The sequence below is a fragment of the Corynebacterium sp. 20-84 genome, assembly GCF_053479455.1.
The window spans coordinates 91116-116048 of record NZ_JBRBCB010000011.1 but is presented as its reverse complement, the minus strand read 5'-3'; the positions used below and the strand labels follow the sequence as shown (position 1 = coordinate 116048).

The 24933-nt window shown below is 63.0% G+C and carries 24 protein-coding genes; 7 read left to right on the top strand and 17 right to left on the bottom strand.

The window, feature by feature from the left end; translation table 11 throughout:
* Positions 1 to 241 precede the first annotated feature (241 nt).
* Both ACUY2Y_RS09635 and ACUY2Y_RS09630 read left to right on the top strand, forming a co-directional pair.
* Entirely contained in the window at positions 242 to 721 is a 480-nt protein-coding gene (locus tag ACUY2Y_RS09635) for a DUF3800 domain-containing protein (RefSeq protein ID WP_448326046.1), read from the top strand.
* Entirely contained in the window at positions 657 to 929 is a 273-nt protein-coding gene (locus tag ACUY2Y_RS09630) for a DUF3800 domain-containing protein (RefSeq protein ID WP_448326058.1), read from the top strand. The genes ACUY2Y_RS09635 and ACUY2Y_RS09630 overlap by 65 nt, the downstream gene beginning before the upstream one ends.
* A 220-nt stretch (positions 930 to 1149) precedes the next feature.
* On the opposite strand, the gene ACUY2Y_RS09625 is transcribed toward ACUY2Y_RS09630, so the two are convergent.
* Together ACUY2Y_RS09625 and ACUY2Y_RS09620 are read right to left on the bottom strand one after the other, a co-directional pair.
* Positions 1150 to 1608 carry a DUF4442 domain-containing protein gene (locus ACUY2Y_RS09625; protein ID WP_448326044.1) on the bottom strand — a complete coding sequence of 153 codons (459 nt, stop codon included), beginning with the start codon at positions 1606 to 1608 and terminating at the stop codon, positions 1150 to 1152.
* Positions 1609 to 1695: 87 nt separating this feature from the next.
* Positions 1696 to 3357, bottom strand: a complete 1662-nt coding sequence (locus ACUY2Y_RS09620; RefSeq protein ID WP_448326043.1) for an AMP-binding protein — start codon at positions 3355 to 3357, stop codon at positions 1696 to 1698.
* 269 nt (positions 3358 to 3626) lie between these two features.
* On the opposite strand from ACUY2Y_RS09620, the gene ACUY2Y_RS09615 reads away from it, so the two are divergent.
* The gene (locus ACUY2Y_RS09615) at positions 3627 to 4469 is read left to right on the top strand and encodes a GDSL-type esterase/lipase family protein (protein WP_210572793.1); all 843 of its coding nucleotides are present in this window, start codon (positions 3627 to 3629) and stop codon (positions 4467 to 4469) included.
* 15 nt (positions 4470 to 4484) lie between these two features.
* On the opposite strand, the gene ACUY2Y_RS09610 is transcribed toward ACUY2Y_RS09615, so the two are convergent.
* From ACUY2Y_RS09610 to ACUY2Y_RS09555, 12 genes are all read right to left on the bottom strand, one after another.
* Complete coding sequence (locus tag ACUY2Y_RS09610) at positions 4485 to 5369, bottom strand: DsbA family protein (protein ID WP_246874905.1); 885 nt, start codon at positions 5367 to 5369, stop codon at positions 4485 to 4487.
* A 27-nt stretch (positions 5370 to 5396) separates the two neighbouring features.
* Positions 5397 to 5765, bottom strand: a complete 369-nt coding sequence (locus tag ACUY2Y_RS09605) for a DUF2304 domain-containing protein (protein WP_210572795.1) — start codon at positions 5763 to 5765, stop codon at positions 5397 to 5399.
* Positions 5762 to 6463 (bottom strand): glycosyltransferase family 2 protein, encoded by a 702-nt coding sequence (locus ACUY2Y_RS09600; protein ID WP_210572797.1) that lies wholly within the window; start codon positions 6461 to 6463, stop codon positions 5762 to 5764. The genes ACUY2Y_RS09605 and ACUY2Y_RS09600 overlap by 4 nt, the downstream gene beginning before the upstream one ends.
* Positions 6464 to 6474: 11 nt before the next feature.
* Entirely contained in the window at positions 6475 to 7293 is an 819-nt protein-coding gene (locus ACUY2Y_RS09595) for a glycosyltransferase (RefSeq protein WP_448326041.1), read from the bottom strand.
* Positions 7290 to 8159 (bottom strand): glucose-1-phosphate thymidylyltransferase RfbA, encoded by an 870-nt coding sequence (gene rfbA / locus ACUY2Y_RS09590; RefSeq protein ID WP_448326039.1) that lies wholly within the window; start codon positions 8157 to 8159, stop codon positions 7290 to 7292. Before rfbA ends, ACUY2Y_RS09595 begins: the two co-directional genes overlap by 4 nt.
* Before the next feature lie 14 nt (positions 8160 to 8173).
* The gene (locus ACUY2Y_RS09585; protein WP_448326038.1) at positions 8174 to 9508 is read right to left on the bottom strand and encodes a sugar nucleotide-binding protein; all 1335 of its coding nucleotides are present in this window, start codon (positions 9506 to 9508) and stop codon (positions 8174 to 8176) included.
* A gap of 10 nt (positions 9509 to 9518) precedes the next feature.
* Complete coding sequence (gene rfbB, locus ACUY2Y_RS09580; protein ID WP_448326036.1) at positions 9519 to 10559, bottom strand: dTDP-glucose 4,6-dehydratase; 1041 nt, start codon at positions 10557 to 10559, stop codon at positions 9519 to 9521.
* 96 nt (positions 10560 to 10655) lie between these two features.
* A complete protein-coding gene (locus ACUY2Y_RS09575; protein WP_448326034.1) occupies positions 10656 to 11942 on the bottom strand; it encodes a hypothetical protein in 1287 nt (428 codons plus the stop codon).
* 12 nt (positions 11943 to 11954) lie between these two features.
* Positions 11955 to 13253, bottom strand: a complete 1299-nt coding sequence (locus tag ACUY2Y_RS09570; RefSeq protein ID WP_448326056.1) for a Dyp-type peroxidase — start codon at positions 13251 to 13253, stop codon at positions 11955 to 11957.
* On the bottom strand, positions 13231 to 13812 hold the full coding sequence (locus tag ACUY2Y_RS09565) for a copper chaperone PCu(A)C (protein ID WP_448326032.1): 582 nt from the start codon (positions 13810 to 13812) through the stop codon (positions 13231 to 13233). The genes ACUY2Y_RS09570 and ACUY2Y_RS09565 overlap by 23 nt, the downstream gene beginning before the upstream one ends.
* 99 nt (positions 13813 to 13911) lie before the next feature.
* Positions 13912 to 15888 (bottom strand): prolyl oligopeptidase family serine peptidase, encoded by a 1977-nt coding sequence (locus tag ACUY2Y_RS09560; RefSeq protein ID WP_448326030.1) that lies wholly within the window; start codon positions 15886 to 15888, stop codon positions 13912 to 13914.
* Positions 15889 to 15939: 51 nt separating this feature from the next.
* Positions 15940 to 17088 (bottom strand): alpha/beta hydrolase, encoded by a 1149-nt coding sequence (locus ACUY2Y_RS09555; protein WP_448326028.1) that lies wholly within the window; start codon positions 17086 to 17088, stop codon positions 15940 to 15942.
* Positions 17089 to 17446: 358 nt separating this feature from the next.
* On the opposite strand from ACUY2Y_RS09555, the gene ACUY2Y_RS09550 reads away from it, so the two are divergent.
* Positions 17447 to 17572, top strand: coding sequence for a hypothetical protein (locus ACUY2Y_RS09550; protein WP_282597856.1), 126 nt, complete (start codon positions 17447 to 17449; stop codon positions 17570 to 17572).
* Positions 17573 to 17663: 91 nt separating this feature from the next.
* On the opposite strand, the gene ACUY2Y_RS09545 is transcribed toward ACUY2Y_RS09550, so the two are convergent.
* The gene (locus tag ACUY2Y_RS09545) at positions 17664 to 18734 is read right to left on the bottom strand and encodes an HNH endonuclease signature motif containing protein (RefSeq protein WP_448326025.1); all 1071 of its coding nucleotides are present in this window, start codon (positions 18732 to 18734) and stop codon (positions 17664 to 17666) included.
* A 142-nt stretch (positions 18735 to 18876) separates the two neighbouring features.
* The gene (locus tag ACUY2Y_RS09540) at positions 18877 to 20421 is read right to left on the bottom strand and encodes an alpha/beta hydrolase-fold protein (RefSeq protein ID WP_448326023.1); all 1545 of its coding nucleotides are present in this window, start codon (positions 20419 to 20421) and stop codon (positions 18877 to 18879) included.
* Positions 20422 to 20544: 123 nt separating this feature from the next.
* Here ACUY2Y_RS09540 and lpdA point away from each other — a divergent pair, with 123 nt between their 5' ends.
* Both lpdA and ACUY2Y_RS09530 read left to right on the top strand, forming a co-directional pair.
* A complete protein-coding gene (lpdA, locus tag ACUY2Y_RS09535) occupies positions 20545 to 21957 on the top strand; it encodes a dihydrolipoyl dehydrogenase (protein WP_210572810.1) in 1413 nt (470 codons plus the stop codon).
* 214 nt (positions 21958 to 22171) lie between these two features.
* Complete coding sequence (locus tag ACUY2Y_RS09530) at positions 22172 to 23089, top strand: DUF4352 domain-containing protein (RefSeq protein ID WP_448326020.1); 918 nt, start codon at positions 22172 to 22174, stop codon at positions 23087 to 23089.
* A gap of 66 nt (positions 23090 to 23155) precedes the next feature.
* Here ACUY2Y_RS09530 and ACUY2Y_RS09525 read toward each other — a convergent pair whose 3' ends face one another.
* Entirely contained in the window at positions 23156 to 23632 is a 477-nt protein-coding gene (locus ACUY2Y_RS09525; RefSeq protein WP_448326018.1) for an SRPBCC domain-containing protein, read from the bottom strand.
* Between the two features lie 339 nt (positions 23633 to 23971).
* On the opposite strand from ACUY2Y_RS09525, the gene ACUY2Y_RS09520 reads away from it, so the two are divergent.
* Positions 23972 to 24730: a succinate dehydrogenase cytochrome b subunit gene (locus ACUY2Y_RS09520; RefSeq protein WP_210572814.1), complete on the top strand. Its 759-nt coding sequence runs from the start codon at positions 23972 to 23974 to the stop codon at positions 24728 to 24730.
* Positions 24731 to 24933 lie beyond the last annotated feature (203 nt).

Genomic DNA, 24933 nt, shown 5'->3' with positions numbered 1-24933 from the left:
GATAAACCCTGCCCACGCAGGTATCGGATCTGTGCCCATTGCTCCAAAGAAATCACCCATCCAATCTTTTTCGGATGGGCTACTTTTCGGGGAGCGTTTTGGGCTACTTTTCAAAGAGCGCTGACACCGCCGCCGTGGGTTGTCTCAGGTTGTCAGTTTTATTGCCGAGCACAGACCGAGCATAAACCGAGCACGCTAAAAGCAAGTGAGGCCAATCCAAGCCGTTGATAGGGTCATTGCTGTGCTCCACGCCTTCATCGACGAATCCGAACACAGAGATGAGTACTTCACCCTCACGGCGCCAATAGTGACTGAGGAGAACTTGCCCTGCCTGGAGCGCGAACTGGATGCGTTGATCGTGCGGTACGCGATGACAACCCAGCAAGTAGACATCAACGCTGAGTTTCACGGGTATGACATCATGCAGCAGAAACGTGATTGGCATGACGTGCCGCTGAGGATTGCGACCTCGATTTACCTAAAGGCTCTAGGCATCATCAACCGGTGGGCATCAGCGATGTTTGTGGAAACAATTGACAGGCGAGCCCAAGAGAAGAAATACCGGTACGTTTACAAGGCCCGCACGGTGGCAATTAGCTTCATCCTGGAGCGTGTCAACAGCTATGCGCTGATCCAAGGAGAAACAGCGAAATGTTATCTCGACGATCACTATACGGCACCGGAGGGGCGTAAAGAAGGCGACCGGCACGTTCGGATATAAGAGCTCTAGGCTTGCGAACATCGATGAACTTGAGTTTTACGATTCTAAGGGTGAACGCGGACTCCAGGCTGCAGACCTCTGTTGCTACGTCTACCAGCGCCGACTACACGTAAAGACTGGAAACAAGAAGATGCTCAAAACACAAGAAAAGATGTGGGGCGTGATCAACCAGATTGCGGATCGCGGACAGCAACGAGTATGGCCGTAGACGCACAAAAACCCTGCCTGAAGCAGGTTTTTTGGCAATGTGGAGTTGCACACGATGTGCAATCTCTACACCAAGAACTTTAATCGATCGCAAACTCCAGACACAAGAGGGAATGCCGGGCACTCGCGATTAGATGGTCGCGATTTAGATTCTCGTAGGCGGTTTCACCGAGACCCCAGTCCAACTAGTGGGGAGTAGTTCAACAGGGTATTAGCTGGGGTCACTTCTTTTGGTTCAGGCGGTAGTACACCTGGCGGCGCACGCGCGCGACGGTGTCGCCCTCCTCGTCGACGATGTCCACGTCGAACCAGTGGAGGTATTTGTCACCGCTGGCTGTCTTTTCCTTGATGAGCTCGTAGGTCTCATCGGGGATGCGCATGTCAGCGGTGAGCGTGCCGCGACCGGGCTTCACAAACTCGATTTCGCCGGCGGTGTCCCAGATCTTGTAGTCCTTGCCCAACCGGTGCATGGAGGCGAGCATGAAGAACGGGTCAGTCATGGCGGACATGGTGCCGCCGAAGGCGACGCCCATGGCGTTCTTGGTCAGCATGTTCGGCTTGTGGGTGACCACGACGCGGGTGCCGTCATCGGTGAATTCCTTGATCTTCACGCCTGCGCCGAGAAGCGGGGGCCAGAACTGCATGAAGTTCTTGAGCTGTCGCGCGGAGAAATGGGCCACTGTCGGGTGCTCCTATGCGTATCGGGGTGTGTGCCAATTCACGAAGGAACTATACGCTGACCCCCTGGGCAGCTCAGCTGGTTGCGGCTAGTTATCGCGGCGGGACTCCGGCAAGAACCGCGGCATGACTTTACCGGTGGGGTTGCGGGGGAGAAAGTCGACGAAGTTGACGTCGCGGGGGATGGAGTGGTGGGCGAGTTTGTCGCGGACCCAGTCGCGGACGGCGTCGGGGGTCAGGGAGCGGCCGGCGTCGTCGTCGGAGCGGACGACCCAGACGGCAACGCGCTTGAAGGTGTCGTCGTCGTCGACTCCGCCGGCGTAGACGTCGGCGATGCCGGGCATGGGCTCGAGGGTCTCGGTGACGGATTGGGGGTGGACGTTCTCGCCGCCGATGATGATCATGTCGTCGTTGCGGCCGAGGACGTGGAGGCGGCCTTGGTCGTCGAAGTAGCCGCGGTCGCCCATCTCGATCAGACCGTCGATCATGACGAGGGGGGTCTCAGGGTTGGAGTAGCCCTTCAGGGCGGTCTCGTTGTTGAGGAAGATGCGGCCGGGTTGCCCTTGGGGGACTTCGTTGCCGTCGTCGTCGTAAAGCTTGATGATGCTGCCCGGCACGACGCGGCCGGCGGCGGTGGGGTGCGAGACGACATCGTCGGCGGTGGCGATGGTGGCCAGCGAGAGCTCGGTCGAGCCGTAGATATTGGCCAAGATGGGGCCGAAGCGTTCGTGGACGCGCGCGACGACATCGGGAGTCAGGGCATTGCCCGACGACGCGATCCATTTCAGCGATGAGGTATCCCACTGCTCGTTGTCGGGAAGGTCGAGCATCTGCTTGTAGAAGATCGGGGAGGAGATCAGCCCGTCGACGCGGAAGTCTTGGATCTGCTTCATCGCGGTCGCCGGGTCGAATTCGCGCTGGGTGACGATCGTGGAGCGCGAGCCCAGCCCCACGATGAGCGTCGCCCAACCCCACGTGTGGAACATCGACGCGGATTGCAGCAGCGTCTGGTTCGAGTACCACGGCACGGCGGACAGCAGTCCGGTGAGCACGAACGGCACTTTGGGTTCGGTGCGCAGAATTCCTTTCGGAACGCCGGTGGTTCCCGACGACATCAAAACGAGGTCGCCTTGGGTCGGCAGGAGCGGAAGTTTCGGCAGGTCAGCGTCAGAAGCAAGAAGCTTATCGACGCTTCCCTCACCCTTCCCGCCGTATCCCCACACCACAGTCACATTCTCCATGGCCGGGTGATCGGCCGGGATGCGGTCGGCGAATTCGGCGTCGATGAACAAGACGTTGATGTCATTTTCTTCGATGCAGCCGGCGAGCTGCTCTGGCGAGGAGCCGACATTGAGCAGGAATGCGGCGCCGCCGGCGTAGCTCTTCGCCGCGAACGGAATGATGAAGTGGCGACCGTTGCGCGCCATGATGCCGACGCGCAGTTCGCGCAGGTTGGCATCGCGCTTGTGCTTGACGAGCCACCGGGCGAGTTTCCGGGAGGCGTCGCGGAGTTGTTGGTAGGTGAGAAGGCCGGAGTCGTCGATAAGCGCGGTGCGTTCCGGGCAGCAGCGTGCACCTTGTTCGACTTCGCGGGCGGCGGTGATGCCCCAGCGCGGCAGGTCGCCGAAGCCGCGGAGGAAGACCCCGAAGCCGCCCTCGAAGCTGACGATGCGGCGCCGCACGATCAGGGATGCGAGTTCCGCGAAGGCGCCGATGCGCTGGATGGGGGTGTAACTGCTCTGGTTGGCCATGGATGTGAGCCTTTCGTCGTCCGGGGTGCGGGGAGCCGAGTTCCGTTAATTTCGTCTCGTTAGGCGTATCACACCGTTATCGTTTTGAGTGGGATATTTTGTTAATTCCCCGCGGAAAAATAGTGACTGAAGATAAAAATGTGATTGTTGTGGCCTGTGTGGCAGTGGTTTGTGTAACATTCCTTTCGGAGAAACCGACCAGCCAACTGTGAGGCGGTTCCCGCCCCGACAGGTACCAGGTACACCGACCAGCAGAAAGTTGATGCACAATGCTCACCCAGACTCGCCGTCGCGTCACCGCCTTCGTCGCCGCCGCTTTGATGGGCGCCGGAATCATCGCGGGGCCGGCCACCCCGAATGCCCATGCCGACAACGGCAACATGGTCATCTTCGGTGATTCCGTCGTCGCCGACGCGCCGTCGCTCGAATACCTCAGCGCCCGCGTCGGCCTGCACCCGAACGGCAAATCCGACCCGGCACGCTGGTGCCCGACGAGCGCCAATAACTTCGGCAAGCAGGCCGCCCGCCGCCTCGGCCTGCAGCCGCGCGATTTCTCCTGCCCCGGTGCGGTGAGCATCTCCCGCGGCCCGAATATCTCCACGCAGATCGACCGCGCGGTCCGCGAACGCGGCCTCGACCGCAACACCAAGCGCGTCGTGCTGCAGACCGGCTTCAACGACACCTACAACCACCGCGGCGAGCACCCGAATACCGTGCGTCGCAATTACGTGAACTTCATGCGCCCGCAGGTGGACAAGATCCGCCGCGCCGCGCCGAACGCCCGCATCCAGATTGTCGGCTACCCGACCATCACGGGCGGCGACCGCGTCTGCCTGTTCCACATCGGCCCGAATATGTACGACGCCACGCCGATCCCGGAGGTCGCTTACTGGGAGAACCTCGCGCAGTGGATGAACCAGGATCTGGCGCGCGCGACGGGCACCCAGTTCGTGAACCTGAAGCCGGGCACCGCGAAGAACGGGATGTGCGCACGCGATGGTGACCGCGAGTTCGCCGGTCTCATCGACTTCTACGCTGGCCCGGGCAACGCGCCGGTGCACGTGACGCAGCGCGGGCACGCTCGCGTGGCGGGCATCGTCGCAGCGTCGTAAAGCCGATTTCGGCGGCTACTGATCCTGGACGGTCTTTTGCAGTTCGGAGTTGATGACCTTGCGGAAGTCGTCGATAGGCAGCGCGCCGCCGATGAACTCGTCGTTGACGATGAAGCCCGGCGTGCCCGTGATACCTAGGCCTTGAGCGTAATCGAGGGCCTCCGCGATCGCGTCGTCGTACTTGTCGCTCTGCGCGTCCTCGCGGAACTTATCGATGTCCGGCACCCCTGCCGCCTCCGCGAACCGCACGAAATCCTCGAGGCCGTAGCCCGGGTGGCCCTGCGTTCCGGCAGCTTCGGCGAAATACGCCTTCTTGTAATCTGCGAACTTGCCCTGCTCAGCCGCCGCGCGGCCCGCACGCGCCGCAGCGTGCGCCGCGTCGCCGTTGATCGGCATGTCGTTCCACTCGATGCGCACGAAGCCCTTATCGACGTACTCCGCCATCAACTCCGGCTCCGTCTCATTCGCGTGGCGGATGCAGAACGGGCAATCCCAGTCCGTGAATTCCGCGATCACGACCGGCGCATCCACAGCACCCACCGCGAACGGGTCATTCGGGTCGCGGCGTGCCGAATTCGAAATGTCCTGCCGCGACGTAATCTCCGAGCCCGGCCCGTGAATCAGCGCGGCTTCCTCGCTGGCCTCCGGCTCGGAAAAATCGGTGCCCGGCGTCGCCTTCTCCGGGATCTCCGTCGCAGGAGTCGAGTTCTTCTCCGGCAGCTCACCTGCCTCGTACGCCTGCGACGCACGCTCGTAGCCCTGGTGGTCGCCGATCAAATAGCCGCCTAAACCGGTGCCCAAAGCCAGCACCGCGGCGAATCCCCACATCAGGGGCGGGACTTTTGCTCCGCCGCGGTCCTTGCTGTTGGTGGTGCTGGCAGTGGCCGACTTCGTGCTCATAGGCACCAATCTTAGTCCCCCGAAGCGCTAGTGCTCGCCCTGGGGCTCGGTTTCCGGTGGCTGGTGCGGCGCCGGCGGCACAGCATTCTGTAGCGCCACCGCCCGTGCGAGACGCGCGTACCGCAGCTCCTGCTCACGGAACCGCACCCACGTGGACAACGTGGTGAAGAAAAACGCGATGATTAGCGTGTATAGCATCAGGTCGGTGCCGCGGGCGACACCCAGCCAGTTGGCGACGACGGTGACGTCGTCGGGGCGCAGAATCGCCCACACAGCCGCGATGACCAGCAGGACGAAACCGAGCTTCACCCAGGCTTTCGCGTTGGCTTTCTTGCGGTTGGTGAAAAAATACAGCACCAGCGCGAAAGCGGCGAGCAGCAACAGGATCTGGATCATGGGAGCCTCCTGGCGACGAGTCCGTCGGCAAGAATATTCACGCCGTTGACCAGCGACTGGCCCTTGGACATGGAGTATTCGGTGTAGAGGATGTCCACGGGTTCCTCCGCGACGCGCCAGTTCAGTTTGTCCATCATGGTGACGATCTCGGAGGCATGCGACATCCCGTTCATGCGGATATTCATCTCCGCGGCCACTTTCGCGTTGAACGCTCTCAGGCCGTTGTGGGCGTCGGTGAGCCCGAGCCTCCGGCTGCGTGGGGAGAGGAACACGACGGTTTTCAGCACGACGCGCTTGATCCACGGAACGTTGTCGGTGGCGGCGCCATCGGCGAAACGCGTGCCGACGATGATGTCCACCGGCTCCGTCCGCAGCCGCTCCACCATGCGCACCACGTCCGCGACCTGGTGCTGCCCGTCGGCGTCGAAGGTGACGAAGTAGCGCGCCCCCGGCTGTGCCCGCGCGTATTCCACGCCGGTTTGGATTGCCGCTCCTTGCCCGAGGTTCACGGGGTGGTTGACCAGGTGTGCACCTGCGGCGTGAATGGCAGCTGCGGAATTGTCGGCGGAGCCGTCGTTGACCGCGACGATATTGGGGAATGTCTGCAACGCATCGCGCAGCACGTCACCGATGACGGGGCCTTCGTTGTAGCAGGGCACGATGAGCCACGTGTCATCGAAGGGTCGCTGCTGGGTCATGAACGCAAACTCTAGTCCCCGCGGTGGAAAAGACGCGAGTACACGCGCCGCATGGCCCCCAGAGGGAGGGCGCGGTAGAGGTTGCGCGCGGCGTAATTCACGACGGCACGCGGGCGCGAGATCAGCCCGTAGCTCACCAGCGCGCGCTGCATGGCGCGCTCCGCACGCCGGGTTTCGGGCGTGGTGCGGCGTTTCATCTGCGCGTCGTTCACGCGGAAGTAGGTCAGCGGTTCCGGCAGGTTATGCAGCTTCTTGCCGCCAGCGACAAGGCGCGCCCACAGGTCGTAGTCCTCCATGTTGTGCATGGGGCGGTAGCCGCCGACATCGCGCACGTCGGCTGTGCGCATGAGCACTGAGGGGTGGTTCATCGGCGAGTTGATTTTCGCGTACCGCGCGATCGCGTCGTGGGTTTCGGGCAGGCGCCGCACGCCGCCGAGAGTGTCGCCGTCGAATTCCTGCATGGCGGTGCCGAGGACGGAGATTTCTGGGTGCGCAGCCATGAAATCCAGCTGTTTTTCAAGCCGTTGCGGGTATGCGGCGTCGTCGGAGTCGAGACGCGCGACGAATTCGGTGTCCACGGCAGCCAGGCCTTCGCGCAAGGCGATGCCGAGCCCGCGGTTTTCAGACAAGGTCACGGTGTCCACAGACGCCAAAAGCTTATCGACGTCCTCTTGCACCTCTCCGTCCCTCACCACCAACACTCTTTCCGGCGGGCGTGTCTGGGCGGCGATGCTGTTCAGGGCGTGAGAGAGCTCGTCTGCCGTGGTGTTGCGGTAGACGGACATGAGGACGGTGACGGCGCCGGGGCGCAGGTCGTGGGGGCTGGTCATGCGCGCTCCCGTGCGGCGTCGAGAAGGTAGCGGCCGTAGCCGGATTTCAGCATTGGTTCGGCGAGTCCCTCCAGGGCAGTGGCATCGATGAAGCCTTGGCGGAATGCGGCCACTTCGGGTGATCCGATGATGGTGCCGGTGCGCTTCTGGATCACCTCGACATACGAGCTGGCTTCACTCATCGAGTCGATGGTGCCGGTGTCCAGCCACACGTCGCCGCGGTGCAGGCGGTGGACTTTCAGATCGCCGCGGCGCAGGTAGGTCTCGTTGACGCTGGTGATTTCCAATTCGCCACGTGCGCTCGGGGTGATGGTCTTCGCGATCTCCACCACGTCGTTGTCGTAGAAGTACAATCCCACCACCGCGAAATTGGACTGCGGGCGCTCGGGCTTTTCCTCGATGGCGGTGGCGGTGCCGTGCTCGTCGAAGCTGACCACGCCGTAGCGCTCTGGGTCGGAGACCTCGTAGGCGAAAATAGCGCCGCCGTCAGGGTCAAAAGCTTCGCCCATCAGGCGGGACAGTTCCGCGCCGTCGAAGATATTGTCGCCAAGCACCAGTGCCACGGAGTCGTCGCCAATGAAGTCCTTACCGATGATGAAGGCTTGGGCGAGCCCGTCGGGGGAGGGCTGGACGGCGTAGTCGAGCATGAGGCCCCAAGCAGAGCCGTCGCCAAGCAGACGCTTGAATGCGTCCTGGTCTTCCGGCGTGGTGATGATCAAGATTTCGCGAATCCCCGCGCTGATCAGCGTGGACAGCGGGTAGTAGATCATCGGCTTGTCGTAGATGGGCATGAGCTGTTTCGAGATGCCCTTCGTGATCGGGTACAGCCGCGTGCCCGACCCGCCGGCGAGAATGATGCCCTTCATGGTTGGGAGTTTAGCTACCCCATGTACAGGGCGAGCGCCACGCGCCAGTTCGTCGGCGTGAATCCGGTCGCCTCGATCTTGTCGAGCGTCAGCGTCGACTCCGCAGGCCGCGGCGCCTCGGGGCCGAATTCCGCCTGGTACTCGGCGGAGCTGACCGGGTGGACGTCGGCGGGATCTGCGCCAGCAGCGACGAAGACGGCCATGGCGATCTCGTCGCGCGTCGCCGCGTCGCCGGTGGAGGTGATGTTGTAAATGCCGTAGTCGGCGTCTGTCTCCAGCAGGTGCACGATCCCCTTCGCGAGGTCCTCCGCCCACGTCGGACGCCCGCGCTGATCGTTGACCACCTTCGGCGACACGCCCCCGCGCGCCAGCCGCGCCATCGTGGCCATGAAATTGCCGCCGTCGCCGAAGACCCAGCTCGTGCGCACAATATAGTGCTTCGCAGCCGCGGCAGCCGCAGCTTCGCCCGCGCTTTTCGACGCCCCGTACACCCCCAACGGACTCGGCACCTCATCCTCTGTGTGCTCTGCCACCGTCCCGTCGAAGATGTAGTCGGTGGAGACGTTCACCAAGGTCAGGTCGTACCTGTTGGCCACCTGCGCGAGCTTCGCCGGGCCGAGCGCGTTGACCTCCCACGCAGCAGTCCTACCCTCAAGCGTCTCCGCACCATTGACATCGTTGAAAGCCGCCGCATTGATGATCGCCGAATACTGCGACCAATCCCGGCTCTCCAGCATCTTCTCCACCGGCCACGTCAGGTCGAAGTCGGAGTGTCCGCTAAATTCCGCGTCCGGCAGCAGTTTCTGCAAAGCACGCCCCAACTGACCATTCGCCCCGAGGATGAGGGGTTGGCGGGGAGGGACGGGGGAGGCGTCGATAAGCGGTGGGTGGGTGTTGTCTTTCGCGGAAACTTCTGTGGGCTCGAGCGGCCAGTCGATCTCCTTGTACGAGCAGAACGCGTAACGAGCCTCCGGCGACCAGCGCGCATTGCACAAATAGATGTAGGTCGTCGCGTCCTCGAGCGCCTGGAAGCCGTTCGCGACCCCGCGCGGCACGAACACCGCGGTGTCCGGGCCGATCTCGCAGCCGAATGTCTCGCCGTACGTAGCGGAACCTTCGCGCATGTCCACCCACGCGCCGTACACGCGCCCCGTCGCGACCGAGACGTACTTGTCCCACGGCTCCGCGTGCATCCCGCGCGTCGCGCCTTTTGCGGCGTTGAAGCTGACGTTGTTCTGCTCCACGCGCAGCGGCGGCGTGCCCGCCCAATTCTCCTTGAACCATCCGCGGTTATCCCCGTGAACCGTGAGCTTATGGACCGTGAGCCCCTCGATGCGCGTTCCCGTCATGCCCGCCACCTTACTGGTCGCGCGCCGCGTAGCCCTGCTCAACAGCGTCCTTCGCGTCGCGCCACCACGCCGCGTTGTCGCGGTACCACGCGATCGTCTCCTCCAAACCCTCGCGCATCGAGCGCTTCTGCGGCCGCCAGCCGAGCTCACGTGCGAGTTTCGACGCGTCCATCGCGTACCGCTGATCGTGCCCCGGCCGGTCCGCGACGTGCTCGTACTCGCCGCCCATCAGCTCGCAGATGAGCTCGATGATCTCCTTATTCGAATGCTCGCCGTCCGCGCCGATGTTGTACGTCTCACCTGTTCGGCCGCGCTCCAGAATCGCGAGCACCGCGTCATTGTGGTCGTCCACATGAATCCAGTCGCGCACCTGCTCGCCCGTGCCGTAGAGCTTCGCCGGGCGCCCCGTCAGCAGATTCGTGATCTGCCGCGGAATGAACTTCTCCACGTGCTGGTACGGGCCGTAATTATTCGAGCAATTCGAAATCGTCGCGTCGATCCCGAACGAGCGCACCCACGCGCGCACCAGGTGATCCGACCCAGCCTTCGTCGCGGAATACGGCGACGACGGCCGGTACGGCGTCTCCTCCGTGAACCGTGTCGCCTCGTCGATGGCGAGGTCGCCGAACACCTCATCCGTCGAGACATGGTGGAACCGGTTGCCGTACGTGCGAGCCGCCTCCAGCAGCGTGAACGTACCCACCAGGTTCGTCTGCACGAACGGCGACGGGTCGCGCAGCGAGTTGTCGTTGTGCGACTCCGCCGCGAAATGCACGACCGTGCCCGCATCCGCGCACAGCTTATCGACGAGCCCCTGGTCCTCCACCCTCCCCTCCACCAACTCGACCCTCTCTTCGGGGAGCCCCGCCAGATTCTTAGCGTTGCCCGCGTACGTCAACGCGTCCAGCACCACGATCTTCGTCTCCGGCTGGCGGTGTGCCACCATCCGCACGAAATTCGCGCCGATGAAACCGGCACCGCCTGTCACGAGCATCGTCGAGCTGGCGTTGGTCGCCGAAGCAGCCGGGGGATGAGCTGGGTCGTGAGTCATGAGGGCCATGCTATCCCGTCGCCGGTCTTGCGCCGTGCAGCTCTGGCGAACTGCGCTTTCACCGCGGGGACAGGAGCCATTTCGGGTCGGGGCGTTTCAGTTGGTGTGCTGGGTGGCCGCCGTGCTCGTTGCCCCGCTGGCCGTCCTCGCCCCACCAGTCAGACTTGCCAGGTGCACCGCCGCACCAGCGAGCGGGCCGACAGTGAGCGCGACAATGACTGTTTCTGTGACTCCGGTGCCGAGCGCTACTGGGAGCGCGAACAACAGGCCGAACGCCACGACTGCTCCAGTGACCCACCCAGCGACGTACCAGGCGTGCTGCTCTAAAGCTAAAACGGCGGTGCCGGTGATGATGAGAGCGCCCATGAGCGCCGAAGCGAACGTCAAAAGCCCGAGGGGAAGACCGGGGACGAAGAGCTCAGGCGGGAAGAACACCCGCAGAATCCACGGGCCGACCAGCCACGCCGCGACGAACCCGACGGCGCCGACGCTGAGGATCGCGCCAATCGGCACCGCGAGCGAGGAGTAGATGCGGTCGCGCTGTTCCACGAACCGAACCACCAGTGCAGACTGGAAGCGCTGCAGCGGAACCAGCACCGGAGCACGCGTGAGCAACACCGCTTGGTTGATCGCGGCGACAGCGGCGCCCGTTCCGGAACCCGTTCCGACGGTGGTGCCGTCGCCTGCGGCGAACGCAGCGGTGGTCATGGCGGGAAAACCCGTGATCAGAAGAGCTGAAGCGCCGGTGGCCAAGACCGCGGAAAGGACACGGCGGACAAATGTCGGGCGGTCGACGTCGAGAGCCGCGCGGATCTGCCCGCGGGCTTGCTTCGATGCGGCGAGGATGGCCACCCACGACGCCGCACCGATCACCGTGATGGCCAGAAACGCCGGCAGGCCCCACCCGGCAGCCCAGGCGACACCGGCCAGAACGAGTCTGATGCCTGAGTCGAGGGCGACGAGTCCGGCATATTGGTTCCAGAGGTTCGCGCCACTCAAGATGCCGGACAGAACTGCCTGAAAGACGTAGCTAGCTAGGCCGAAAACCAGGAGCCCCGTGGCCAGGGCAGGGGAGGGCGGGACGAAGTGCGCCATCGCGACGGCGCCCGCGGCCAAGGTCACAGTAGCGACCGCTGCAGCTGCGAAACCAGCCAGATGCCAGGGGTTCGCTGACCCCCGCACACCGCGTTCGCGAGCGGAGGCGACTGCGCGGGTGGTCTCCTGCGTGATCCCGTCGATGAACCCGGCCGACGCGAAGAATAAGCTCCAGTACGCCTGGAACAGCGGCATCTGGGTCTCCGCGTCGAGGGACCACGACGCGACCCACAGCACCACGAAGCCGGACAGCGCGGCGAACAAGGTCGCGAAAGACAGGGATTTCATCGAGGGGTAACTCTACCCGCGACCCCCAAAGAGATCCTGACCCCAGTATTCGCCGTCGGCGGTGCCGTGGGGGACAGCGAAGACGGCGGACCCGATGTGGGTGATCCACTCGTTGAGGCGGTCGGCGCTGTCGAGCCTTTGCTGAATGGGGTCGAACTGTCTCAACGGGTTTTTCTGGAAGCAGATGAACATCTGTCCCGCATTGGACGTGCCGCGGGAATCAGGGCCGGGCGGCATGTCGTAGTTGTAGGGGCGGCGGAGAATGCGCTCTGCGGGGTCCGTCGACTTGGCGCGCGCCATGTGCGAATTCGGGTCGATGACGGGCAGACCGAATTCGTCGCGGGCGTCCAGGTCAGGCTCGTCGAATTCGTCGGTGCCGCTTAGCGGGGCACCGTTGTCGAGTCGCCTGCCGGAGACTACTTCGCGGGAGGGGCGGTCGAGGATGTCCCATTCGTCGAGAAGCATTGCTATACGACGCACCACCATCGCCGTCCCTCCCTTCGTCCAGGCGGGGCCTTCGTCGATCCAGACGACGCTGTCGAATTCGTCGACCGCCGGGTTGCCCGTGCCGTCGAGCTGCCCGAAGAGGTTGCGCGGCGTTTCGCCCGGCTGGATCGAGCCGCGCGCGTGGAGGAAGCCGTCCTGGACCCATGCGACGTCGGCGTAGCTGCGTGCGCCTTTGACCATGAAGCGGGCAGCGTGCGCCACGGTGAAGCGGTCGTCAGCGCAGACTTGCAGGCAGATGTCGCCGCCGGACCACTCTTCGCGCAGTTCGTCGCGGCTGTAGGCCGGCAGTTCGGCGAGCCAGTCGGGCGCCTCGTCCGAGAGATCGAGCTTGTCGAGCAGGCTGCGTCCGTACCCGACGGTGATCGTCAGGTTTGCTGTCGACTGGAGATTCTCCGGCTCGAGGTCGGCCAGCCCCGCGCGGCCGCCGCACATGCGTCGCGCGTCGTCTGTCCACAGGCGCATGAGGCGCACCATGTCTTCACGCGTCCGCTTGTTGTCTTTGACAGTGAACGCGATCAGCTTGCAGAACGACTGCTCAGGCGTTGCGATGCCTGCCTGGTGCTCCCCGTCGAATGCGACGAGGGTATTGTCGTCCGCGGTTCCTTGTCCGGGCCACGCATCAGCAGGCTTATCGACGTCTCCCCGACCCCCCTTTTCCTCCTCCTTCCCGCACGCGCTCGCGCCGGCCGCCACTGCGGTCGCGGCACCAGCGACGCCGACGCCGCGCAGAAACTGGCGGCGCGTGGAAGTCGCAGGGGAGGGGTTCTGCCTGTCGTCCGGGTTAGTGGTGCTGCCCGTGGGAATCGTGCTCACCTCCGGCGTAGTCTTCCTCGCCGGACGGCTGTTCGCGCACTGGGAACTCGGCGGTGAATTCGGAACCGTCGCCCATTACGAGGTTGATCGAGAGAGTTTCCCCGGCCTGGATCGGGTCGGTGTAGTTCATGATCATGAGGTGCTCGCCGCCCGGGGCGAGCTCTTGGGAGCCGCCCGCCGGGATGGAGAAGCCGCCTTTCTTCTGGCGCATTTTGCCGTCGACGACTTCGTGCAGCTCGGTGGAGGCGCCTTCAAGATCGGGTGCGGTGAAGGACTCCACGGTGATGTCGAAAGACGAGGGGTTTGTCAGGGTTCCGAAGCAGGCGGTCATGTCGGACTGTTCGTCCTTGGCGCGGCAGTAGCCGTCGGCAAGCGAGATGGAGGTGGATTCGAGCTCCGTGTTCCCGGCGTCGGTAGGGGTCGCGGTCTGGGCCGAGCTGTTTGCGCTGTCGGCGCTGTCAGTGTTTTCGGTGCTGTCGCTGGAGCAGCCCGTCAGTCCGAGGGTGCCTGCGCACAGGACGGCGACCAGGGCCGTGATCTTCTTGTTCATGGGGTGGGTGTCCTTTCCCGACTGCCGCAGAGTTCCGCTATTTCGCGTCTGGTTTTCTCTGTTTCGTTGGCATCAGGGGTAGTCGGAAGTTGGGGATGCTTAGTTCCCGGCCGGGGTGGAGGCATCGCCGATGCGGGCGTCGAGCCAGCTGTAAATGAGGGATTCAACTCGTGCGACCTGCTCGTTGTCCGCGGCGCCGGCGTGGCCGCCAGCGGTGTTTTCGAAGTAGTCGACGGGCTGCCCTGCTTTCCCGAGAGCAAGCGCGAAGGTACGTGCGTGGGCGGGGTGAACGCGGTCGTCGCGGGTCGAGGTGGTCACGAGGGCCGGCGGGTACGACACCGCGGAGGAATCGGAAATATTGTGCAACGGCGACCACGTCTCGATGGAGGCGCGCTCTTCCGGCACCTCTGGGTCGCCGTACTCGGCCATCCAGGACGCACCGGCGGACAAGGTGTGATAGCGCAGCATGTCGGTGAGCGGAACCTGGATCACGGCGGCGCCGAAGAGTTCGGGGTATTGGACGAGTGCACCTGAGGTGAGGAGTCCGCCGTTGGAGCCGCCGCGGATGCCCAGTTGGGCCGGGGTGGTGTAGCCGCGGGCGACGATGTCCTCGAGGACGGCGCGGTGGTCCTCCCACACCTTGTGGCGGTTCGTTTTCACCACCTGAGAGTGCCACTCGGGGCCGAATTCACCGCCGCCGCGCAGATTAGGCTGCACGTAGAAATAGCCGCGCTCCAGCCATGCGGCGCCGCGGACGGCCGAATACGACGGGGTGAGGGAGACTTCGAAGCCGCCGTACCCGCCGACGAGGGTCGGGCGCGCGCCGAGGGAGAAGTCGCCGGTGATGAAGTACGGGATTTTCGTGCCGTCGGCGGAGGTGGCCCAGTGCTGGCGGGTTTCGATGCGGGAGGCGTCGAAAAGCGCTGGCGCACGGCGCACGACTTTACCGTTGCGCAACAAGGTCGACGGGGTGGAAAACGACGAGGCGTTGATCCAGACCTCGTCGCCGTCGAGGGGGCTGGTGCTCACGACGTGGGCGGTGGCGGCGTCGGGAAGCGAAAGCTCGGTGCGCTCCCAAGTGCCCAGGTCGAAAGAGCTGATGCGCGTCGCTACGTCGTCGAGAGTGGTCACCAAAAGTGACGACGCGGTGAACGATAAATCTTCCACGGTGGTGCCGCTCACGAGCGCGCGCACGTCGCGGTCTCCGGCGAGGAACCGGTCGAGCTCGATGACGCCGAGTTCGCCGCCGGCCAGACCCGCGAATTCGGTGCGGGGAAGCAGGAAGAGCCACTGGCGGTGGGGGATGGGGGTGCAGTTGGTGGGGACGTCGATAAGCGTGTCCTCGATGTACGTGCGCTGGTTGTAGAAATCGAGCGCGCGCGTGAAGATGGTGCGTTCGAAGCCCGGCGTGTGGTCGCGGGCGGCCCCGACGGCGACGTCTGAGCGTTCGCCGCGGAAGATCACGGGGGCGTCGCGCAGGTCCGTGCCGCGCTGCCAGCGACGCACTTCGACGGGGTAGCCGGAGGTGGTGAGCGTTTCGCCGCCGAGGTCCGTGCCGACGAAGAGCGTGTCGCGATCAACCCAGCTGACCTCGGTTTTCGCTTCGGGGAGTTCGAAGCCGCCGAACGTGCGGGTGGCGAGGTCGAATTCGCGCACGACGACCGCGTCCGCCCCGCCGCGCGACAGCCGGACGAGCGCGCGGTCGTGTGCGTGGGGACGCACGGCCGCGCCCTTGAACACCCAGTCTTCCGCCTCGTCCGCAGCGAGCTTATCGACGTCCAGTAGCACCTCCCACCCCTTTTCCTCCAGGTAGTCCTCCGTGGTGGTCCGGCGCCACAGACCGCGTGGATGCTCCCGGTCGCGCCAAAAGTTGTAGAGGAAGTCCCCGCGGCGGGTGACATACGGGATGCGGTCGTCCGTGTCGAGGATGCCGCGGATGCGCTCCGCGAGTGCGGCTGTGTCGCGATCAGCTGCTGTGCGTTCCTCTGTCTCGCGCGACCAGCTCGTGGCCCAAGCGAGGGCTGCGTCGCCGGTGATGTCGTCGAGAAGCGATGGTTCAATAGAAAAAACGGGCATATCCGCCACCCTAATGCCGGCGGATATGCCCGAGGGTTGATGCTGTTTTGTTTACATCTTGAACGCGGGCTTCAGCGTCTTGTGCCAGGAGGTTTCCATGTCCTGGCGCCACGTCGGCCACGAGTGCGTGCCCACGTTGCGGAACTCGTAATGCGCCGGGATCTTCAGGCTGTCCAGCTTCGCGCGCAGATCATGGTTGCACGTGTTGATGGCTGCCTCGATCACTCCGCCTTCGACCTGCAGAGTCATCGCCGCCGCGTGCGCCTGGATCTCCGTTGCGCCCCTGCTTGCGATATGGCTGACCATGTCTTCCTTCGCCGCCAAACCGGTCGACGTGGAGACATACAGCGCCGTTCCGCGCAGCTTATTCGCGTTGACCAGTGCGTCATTCGCGCGGTTATACGCGCCGCCCATCGGCCCCCACATCTGCTCTGGCGTCACCGTCTGGAAGTTCGCGGCTGCACCCGCGCCGCGGTTCACGGTCAGGCGCGCGAAATTGTACGGAGCCGGCGTCGACGTGGCTGCGCAACCGGAGAAGCTTGCGGCGGCGTCATAAAAGCCCGGGGCCTTCGTCGGCAGAACCAGTGCCGACGTGCCCGACATGGAGAAACCTACGACCGCGCGGCGGTTGTCCGCGCCGAGGCGCTTCTCGATCGGTCCCGGCAGCTCCTTCGTCAGGAACGTCTCCCACTTCTGCGGGCCCTTGAAGTACTCCGCCTTCGGTGTCTGCAGCCAATCCGTGTAGTAGGAGAACGCGCCCTCCATCGGGATGACCACGTTGACGCCCTTGTCTTTGTAGAACTTCGCGGACTCTGCGTACGTCAGCCAGTCTGCGTTCTGCTCCGCGCCACCAGCACCGTTGAGGAGGTAAACCGTCGGGGCATTCTTCACCAGCTCACCCGCGCCGTTGCGTGCCGGGATGACTGCGACCGGGATATCACGGCCCATTGACGGGGAGCTCACCCAGAACGCCCACACATCCTTGTGGTTGACCTGGCTGACCCACTTGGCAGTTTCACCCGTTGTCACAGCCGTCGGTGCGGGGTGTGCATTCCAGTTCTTCACTGTGCCCACCGGAGTATTGCCCGCGACCTGAGCCGCAGTGACTGGGGCGGCATCAGCCGTGAAAGCGGGGGCTGCTGCGCCGAAAGCGAGAGCCGTAGCGGCGGTGACTGCGGCGACGGTGCGGACGAGCTTCATGGTCAGTATTCCTTCAGTGGTGGGAGCGTTATTGCGTTGTACCGCGGTTTGCGGTTCCACCCCGGTTATTCGCTGCTAATGAGCGTTGTGTTACCGCGGTGGAACCTCAAAGCGCCCTTGACTTTATTGGTGGGTGAGCTGGCATTCAAGTACACACAATGTTTCAGTTGTGATTAAAGTTAATCATGTTACGATCCGTCGGGCGAGTATTGTCGCCTCTGTGTCGTCGTCAGACGGCGTAACGCGAGTGCATCTGAAACCGACAGACAGCGTGAGTCCGCAGCCGCCCGCAAGCGGTGACGGAAGCGTCAACCAATCTGAATAAGAAACAGAAAAAGAAAAGAAAGGGACTCTCCCTATGAACGCCAACGGCCTCCACCCCCTCGAGCAGTTCCAGCTCATGATCAACGAGTTCCTCGGCGGCATCTTCCACCAGATGTCCTCCACCTCGTCCACGATCGCTCTCGGCATGGGCATGTTCTAAAAACGCCGCGTCAAAGACCGGGTCCCGTTGTGGGGCCCGGTCTTTGTTTTTGGGCGTGCGGAAGTGGCCGTGGGGTGTGGTGGCCCCTCGGCTATGTTCCGAACAACAGGTGCATGGCTCCGTATTGGTGTGTCCGGTTTGGTACTGGTGTTCCGCGCGGTGAAACCCATGTCGGTGTCCCATCGCGCACCTGTATTCGACCCCTGTTGTGCATGTCCGGATCATCATCGTTGGTGCGGTTGTGATACCTGCACAACACCGACAGGTTGTTCATGTTCGTCGGCCCACCGCGGGCCCAGGGTTCGATGTGGTGGACTTCGCAGTTATCAGCAGCATGCCGACAATCTGGTACCGGACACGTCGTCAGTGTTGCCCGGGCGAGGTCGCGTTGTTTCTTATTGGCGAACCGCTTCGTGTTGTACAGGTTCACCGGGCCCACCTGAGGGTGGAAGAGTGCCACCTCAAGGTCCTTGGAGTGGTGGTGGGTCAGATACTCCGCACCAGTCATCGTCGTGCCATCAGACAGCCCCAGGATGGTGTCATCGCCCTGGCCGCCAAGGATTGAGATGTAATCCGCCAGCGGGATCTGGACCAGTGGGCGTGGAACAGCATCCGCAACAGCACCGTCGTTGTGCAGCAGGTCGTGAAATGCCTCATACATCTGCGGGCCCTCAGGACGGTTAGCGTCCAGTTTTTGGCGCAACGCGTACTCAAGAGCAGCGATATCACTCGCATCACCAGTAGCACTAAAAGTGCGCTTACCTTTCCGCTCCTTACCAAACCGCACCGCCGACTCAGGGGCAGGTGTATCCACCTCAGGAACGATGTCTTTGGCGCGGCGCTTCAACGTCTCGTAGTTACCCCGCACCGACAACAACGCCAGGCGGATTGTCCACTTCTCCTTCTCCGAGCCCAACGGACGGACTTGTTGTTCGATGAACAAGATCTGGTCTAGTGATTTACCGGTTTCGCGGGCGATGCGTACCGCCTGGGCCTGCTTGCGGGTGGAGCGGGTCGTGCCGAAGTAGGTCTCGTGGGCTTTTTCCCACTCGATATAGGTGGTGGGTTTGACGCCGGCAGCCTGAGCAGCCTGGCGGTCGAAACCGGCCAGGATGTCCATCGGACTGCCGAGTGTTGTTAAAAACGCGTCAAAATCGTTCACAGCACAAACGTTAAACGCCCCGCAACTCATCGTCTACGAAACGATGTCTACTTCAGTAGACATCGCCTAAACGGGCAGGTCACAGGGCGTGAAAAACGGGCGAAAACCCGGGAAAGCGGCTAGAGAAGGCCGCTTTTATGCTTTAGCTGCTGCTGTCAGCATCCCAGGTGGCGCGCTCGGGGAACCCTTCCTCCGGGTCCGGGACAGCCTCGACGAAGTCATCGCCGACGAGCTCAGGGCCGAAGGTGGTGTTCCAGGAGCGGTACAGGTCGTCGAGCCAGACGGCCCAGGCATGGGTGCCGGCCTTGCGGAACTCGTAGTGCGCCGGAATGTTCTCGTTTTCCAGCTTGGCGCGCAGATCGTGGGTGCACGAGTTGGTCGCAGCCTCGATGACACCACCTTCGACGGTGGTGGTCATGGAACCGCCGATGGCTTGGGCAAGGTTCTGGCCATTGGCGACGCGGAAACCGACCATGTCGGACTGCGACGCGGTGCCGGAGCCGTTGGAGATGTAGAGGGCCTTGCCACGCAGCTTCTTGGCGTTGACGAGGGCGTCGTTGTAACGGTTGTAGGGGCTGCCCATCGGACCCCAGATGTGAGCGGGGGTGACCGAGGAGTAATTCGGCTCATTGGCTGCGCGGTTCACCGTCAGTGCGGCGAATGCCCACGGCAGCGGGGTGGAGGTGGCGGCGCAGCCGGAGAAGGAACCGACGGCGTGGTAAAGCTCGGGGTGGTGCTCCGCGAGCAGGAGCGAGGAGGTGCCGGACATGGAGAAGCCGAGGATGCCGCGCTTGTCGTTCGCGCCGAGCTCCTCTTCGACGGCGGGCCACAGCTCCTTGCCCAGGAACGTCGACCACTTCTGCTCGCCCTTGAAGTAGTCGGACTTTTCCTTCAGGGTGTCGCCGTCGGTGAGCCAGTCGACGTAGTAGGAGAATGCGCCCTCCATCGGGACGACCAGGTTCACGCCCTTGCCCTTGTAGACCTTTTGGGCTTCAGCAACGGAAATCCAGTCGCCGGTCTGCTCGGAGCCGCCGGCGCCGTTGAGCATGTACAGCGTCGGAGCGCCGGCAACAGGCTTGCCGTCTTCGTCGGTGGCGCGGACGAGCGCGACCGGAATGTCGCGCTTCATGGACTCGGAGTAGACGTACCAGCCCTCGACGCCCTTTGTGCCGTACCAGTCCTGGGCCTGCTTCGTGTTGCCGGAGACCTTCTTCGGGGCATCTTCCGGGCCGGTCATCTTGCGCATGTCGGCAAATTTCGCCGGAGCTTCGTCGTTGTCGGGCACATTCTGGGCGGCGGAAAAGAGTTCCTGATCGATATCCTGGTTGCCCTGCTCGGTCAGTCCGCTGGCGAAGGCCTGCACATCCTGAATGCCCTCACCGGCGCCACCTTCGACACCGGTTTCGCCAGCGTTGGAGTCGGTGCCGGGAGCAGCAGGAACGTCGGAATCAGCAGCAGGAGCGTCGGTGCCCTCAATATCGGCAGGCTCTTCCTCTTCATCGGCGGGAGTCTCACCAGCCGCGTCATCGCTGGCGCCGGGCTCCCCGGCGGGGGCTTCGGCGGAGGGGCCGGTCACGGTGTCGTCGATAAGCGTGTCTTCGGCGTTGACGACGCTGGCTGCTGTGAGCGACCCTGCTGCGATGGCGATCGCGGCGACGGACGCGAGTGCGGGGCGGGACAGCTTCATACTTGAGGTTCCTTCGCTACTAACTAATGGGAAGCTTGCTACATCATGCCAAAAGTGGGCGGAACTTTGAAGCGGAAAGCACCCCCGCAGCGAGTTGGCGCGAGCGCACGTATCCTAGGGGACGTGGCTAATGAACATTTTGACGTTGTTGTACTTGGCGCTGGCCCCGGTGGCTATGTCGCCGCAATTCGCGCAGCCCAGCTGGGCAAGAAGGTCGCGGTTGTAGAGAAGCAGTATTGGGGCGGTGTGTGCCTGAACGTGGGCTGCATTCCGTCGAAGTCGTTGATCAAGAACGCTGAAGTGGCGCACATCTTCAACCACGAGGCGAAGACGTTCGGCATCAAGGGCGATGTTTCCTTCGAGTACGGGGACGCGCACAAGCGTTCCCGCAAGGTCTCGGAGAAGATCGTCGGCGGTGTCCACTACCTGATGAAGAAGAACAAGATCACGGAGATCAACGGTGTCGGTTCCTTCAAGGATGCGAAGACGCTGGAGATCACCGAGGGCGATGACAAGGGCAAGACGGTCACGTTCGATGACTGCATCATCGCTACGGGTTCCGTGGTGAAGACCCTGCCGGGCATCGAGCTGTCCGAGAACGTGGTGTCCTTCGAGGAGCAGATCCTCAACCCGGAGGCCCCGGAGAAGATGGTCATCGTGGGCGCTGGCGCGATCGGTATGGAGTTCGCGTACGTGCTGTCCAACTATGGCGTAGAGGTCACGGTCGTCGAGTTCATGGACCGTGTCCTGCCGAACGAGGACAAGGACGTGTCCAAGGAGATCGCGAAGGCGTACAAGAAGCTCGGCGTGAAGCTTCTGACGGGTCACGCGACGACGGCTGTGCGCGACAACGGCGATTCAGTCGAGGTGGACATCCAGAAGAAGGGCTCGGACGACACGGAGACCATCACTGTCGACCGCGTCATGGTCGCCGTCGGCTTCCAGCCGCGCACCGAGGGTTACGGCCTCGAGAACACGGGCGTCGAGCTCACGGACCGCGGCGCCATCAACGTCGACGAGCGCATGCGCACCAACGTCGACGGCATCTACGCGATCGGCGACGTGACGGCGAAGCTCCAGCTCGCGCACGTGGCTGAGGCACAGGGCATCGTTGCGGCTGAGACCATTGCTGACGCTGAGACGATGGAGCTCGGCGACTACCAGATGATGCCGCGCGCGACGTTCTGCAACCCGCAGGTCGCCTCCATGGGCTACACCGAGGAGCAGGCGCGCGAGAAGTTCGCGGACAAGGACATCAAGGTCGCTACCTTCCCGTTCTCCGCGAACGGCAAGGCGCTGGGTCTGGCGGAGTCGCAGGGCTTCGGCAAGCTCGTCGTCGACGGCGAGTACGGCGAGATCCTCGGTGCGCACCTGGTCGGCGCGAATGTCTCCGAGCTGCTGCCGGAGATCAACTTGGCGCAGCGCTTCGACCTCACCGCGGGCGAAATTGCGCGTAGCGTGCACATCCACCCGACGCTGTCCGAGGTGCTCAAGGAAGTCGCGCACGGCGTCGAGGGCCACATGATCAATCTTTAAGCAGTTTGCTTATCGACGGCTGGAAAACGCTCCGAGCCCTGCTCGGGGCGTTTTCCTGTGGTCTCATGGCTGGTGTTTAGAAAAGAGATTTAGCGGGTTAGCACGACGAAAAGTGATTTCGACGTTAGAGTGAAACGCAGCCAGTCTTAACAGGCGCTTAGAACTGATCCGTCGCTCCGCCGCTTGCCGGTGGGGCCGATAGCAAGGAAACGTAATGTCTAGCAGCATCAACCCCAACCGGGACCCGTTCTCCGAGTCGGAGTCCGGGCAGCAGGGCCAGTACGGCTACGACGGCTACGGCCAGCAAGGCTACGACTATGGCCAGCAGGGCTATGACTACGGCCAGGGCTTCGACCAGGGCTACGGCCAGCAAGGCTACGACCACCAGGGTTACGCCCAGGGCTATGACCAGCAGGGCCAGTACGGGCAGCAGATGAACGCGCCGTACGGCCAGGGTGGTCAGGACGGCAATGGCGGCGGTGGCAGCGGCAAGATCATCGCGATCATTGGCGGCCTGATTGTTGCGCTTGCTCTGATCGGCGGCCTGATCTACTTCCTCACCTCTGGCGGGGACGATAAGGAAAGCGACAACGGCGACGACGATAAGACCACGAGCGCGCAGCAGTCCACGGGCAAAGCCACCGAATCGACGAGCACCAGCAAGGGCGACGACGGAAAGGGCAAGAAGAAGGGTGGCAAGGAGGGTAGCACCCGCGAGAACCCGCTTCCGGTCGGTTCGACGATTGAGAACAAGGACTGGAAGGTCACCCTGAACTCGGTGAACCTCAACGCCAACGACGATATTAAGAAGGCCAACGACTACAACAAGGATCCGGAGGCGGGCAAGAAGTACATGATGGCCAACATCACCGCCGAGTACGTCGGTGATGATCCGCAGGGCAAGCAACCGCTGTTCACGGTCGAGTACATTTCGCCGGACGGCCAGACCGTGGGCCAGTTCGAGACGATTGTGTTGATGGACGATGACTTCGACATGAGCAACACCCTGTACTCCGGTGCATCGACGACGGGCAACATCGTCTACCCGATCCCGGAGGACAACGGTGACGAAGGCACGCTGGCGATCAGGGTGGACTTCAAGGAAGAGAAGCAGTTCTTCGCGCTGAAGTAAAGCCACGCGAAAGCGCCCCGCCACAGCTTATCGACGAGTTGTGGCGGGGCGCTTTTTGCTTTGCGTTTAGCCCTTCTGGGTCGGGTTGTCGGTGCCGCCGACAGCGGAAGCCAGAGCGGCGAGGGACTCTTCCATCACGGCGTCGTCGAATTTCTCCGACATCTTGCGCACCTCGTCGGAGGCGATCTCGCTGCGGTCGTAGGTCAGGGTGACGGAGGTGCTGTCAGCGCCCTCGGGGGAGAGCTCGTAGAGCCACTTCGCGCCGACCTCGACATCAGCGGTGAGGTTAGCCAGGTTCTTCCAGCCGATGACCTTGTTCTCCTGGAAGGCGAAGACCTCGTTGCGGGTCTGGTAGTCGCCGTCCTCCTTGGTCATGTTCATGACGAAGATGTCGCCGACCTTCTCCAGCTTGGCGTCGGTGTCGGCGGAGACGACCATGCCGGAGTTATCGGTCTCGGCGTGGCGGGACGGGTCGGACAGGAGCGCGAAAATGTCGTTGGCGGATGCGTCGATGGTTCGGGTTGCAGAATTCGTATCAGTCATGGGCCCCACTGTAACGAAGTCTGGCGATCTGCCTCGTCGCCCTAGGTTTACGCAGGGCTGGGAGATAAGGGCGACTTAACAAACCAAAGTTTGACACCCTTCGGGGTGATGAATGTGCCGCACAATGCCCGGGGTGGGTGTAGGTGGGGTAATTCACATTTCGGGGGTGGCGGTGGGCGTCGAAAAGCTGTTGCAGATGTGAACTGCGATGTTGGACGTGTGCTGGAGCCGGTGGTGCGGAAATGCTGCGTGCGCGACAGCTCAGTGGGGGTGAGGTGGCACGTCGAGTAGTGGTGAACCTTGGGTTAATCGTAAAGTTGAATCGACACTGGAGGTGCCATGACTGTTCAACATGCAGATCGTGACGCAATTCGTCACGGCAAAATCACTGAGGAGCCGCTGCGCGAGCGGCCCGGAGTGCCTACCTGGGTGCTCAAGCTCATAATGGCCGTCACCGGCCTGATTTTCTTCTTGTTCGTCATCGGCCACATGGTCGGTAACCTCAAGATCTTCATGCCCGACCACGCTGGCGGTGCCGCAATCGACGAATACGGCACATTCCTGCGCGAGATGGGCCAGCCGCTGTTCCCCGGCAGCTCGCTGCTGTGGATCATCCGCATCGTCCTGCTCGCCTGTCTCGTGCTGCACGTCTGGGGCGCTCTTGCTCTGAAGGCGCGATCGAGCAAGTCCCGCGGTAAATTCCGCCGCACCAACCTGATGGGCGGCCTGCAGTCCACCGCCGCACGCTGGATGATCGTCACCGGCATCATCTTGCTGCTGTTCATCATCTTCCACATCCTCGACCTGACTGTCGGCGAGGTCGTCGCGTCCGAGGCATTCACCCACGGCGCAGTCAAGAACAACCTGCTGGCCACGTTCGCTCCTGAGCGCTGGTTTGTCACGGTGTTCTACGTCATCGCGATGATCGCCCTGTTCCTGCACCTCACCCACGGTGTGTACCTGGCGGTCTCCGACTTGGGTTGGCTGGGTAAGCGCGGCAGCGCCATCATGGTCGTGCTCGCGTACTGGATCCCCGCCATCGTGGTGATCGGCAACATTGTGATGCCTTTGGCCATCGCATTCGGAATGGTGTCTTAGGAACGGCTGGAGGAACGCAAATGACTACTGCATACAACTCGGGCGATAAGAAGCCGAAGAAGGCAGCTGAGAAGGCTCCCGCCAACGGCGTCGACGGCAAGGAGCCGCCGCGCTCCCAGACCGCCCCGAAGAGCGCTGACCAGAAGCCGAACGTCAAGAAGGCTCAGGCTGAGAACAAGGCTGGCAGTGCGGCCGCCAAGGCA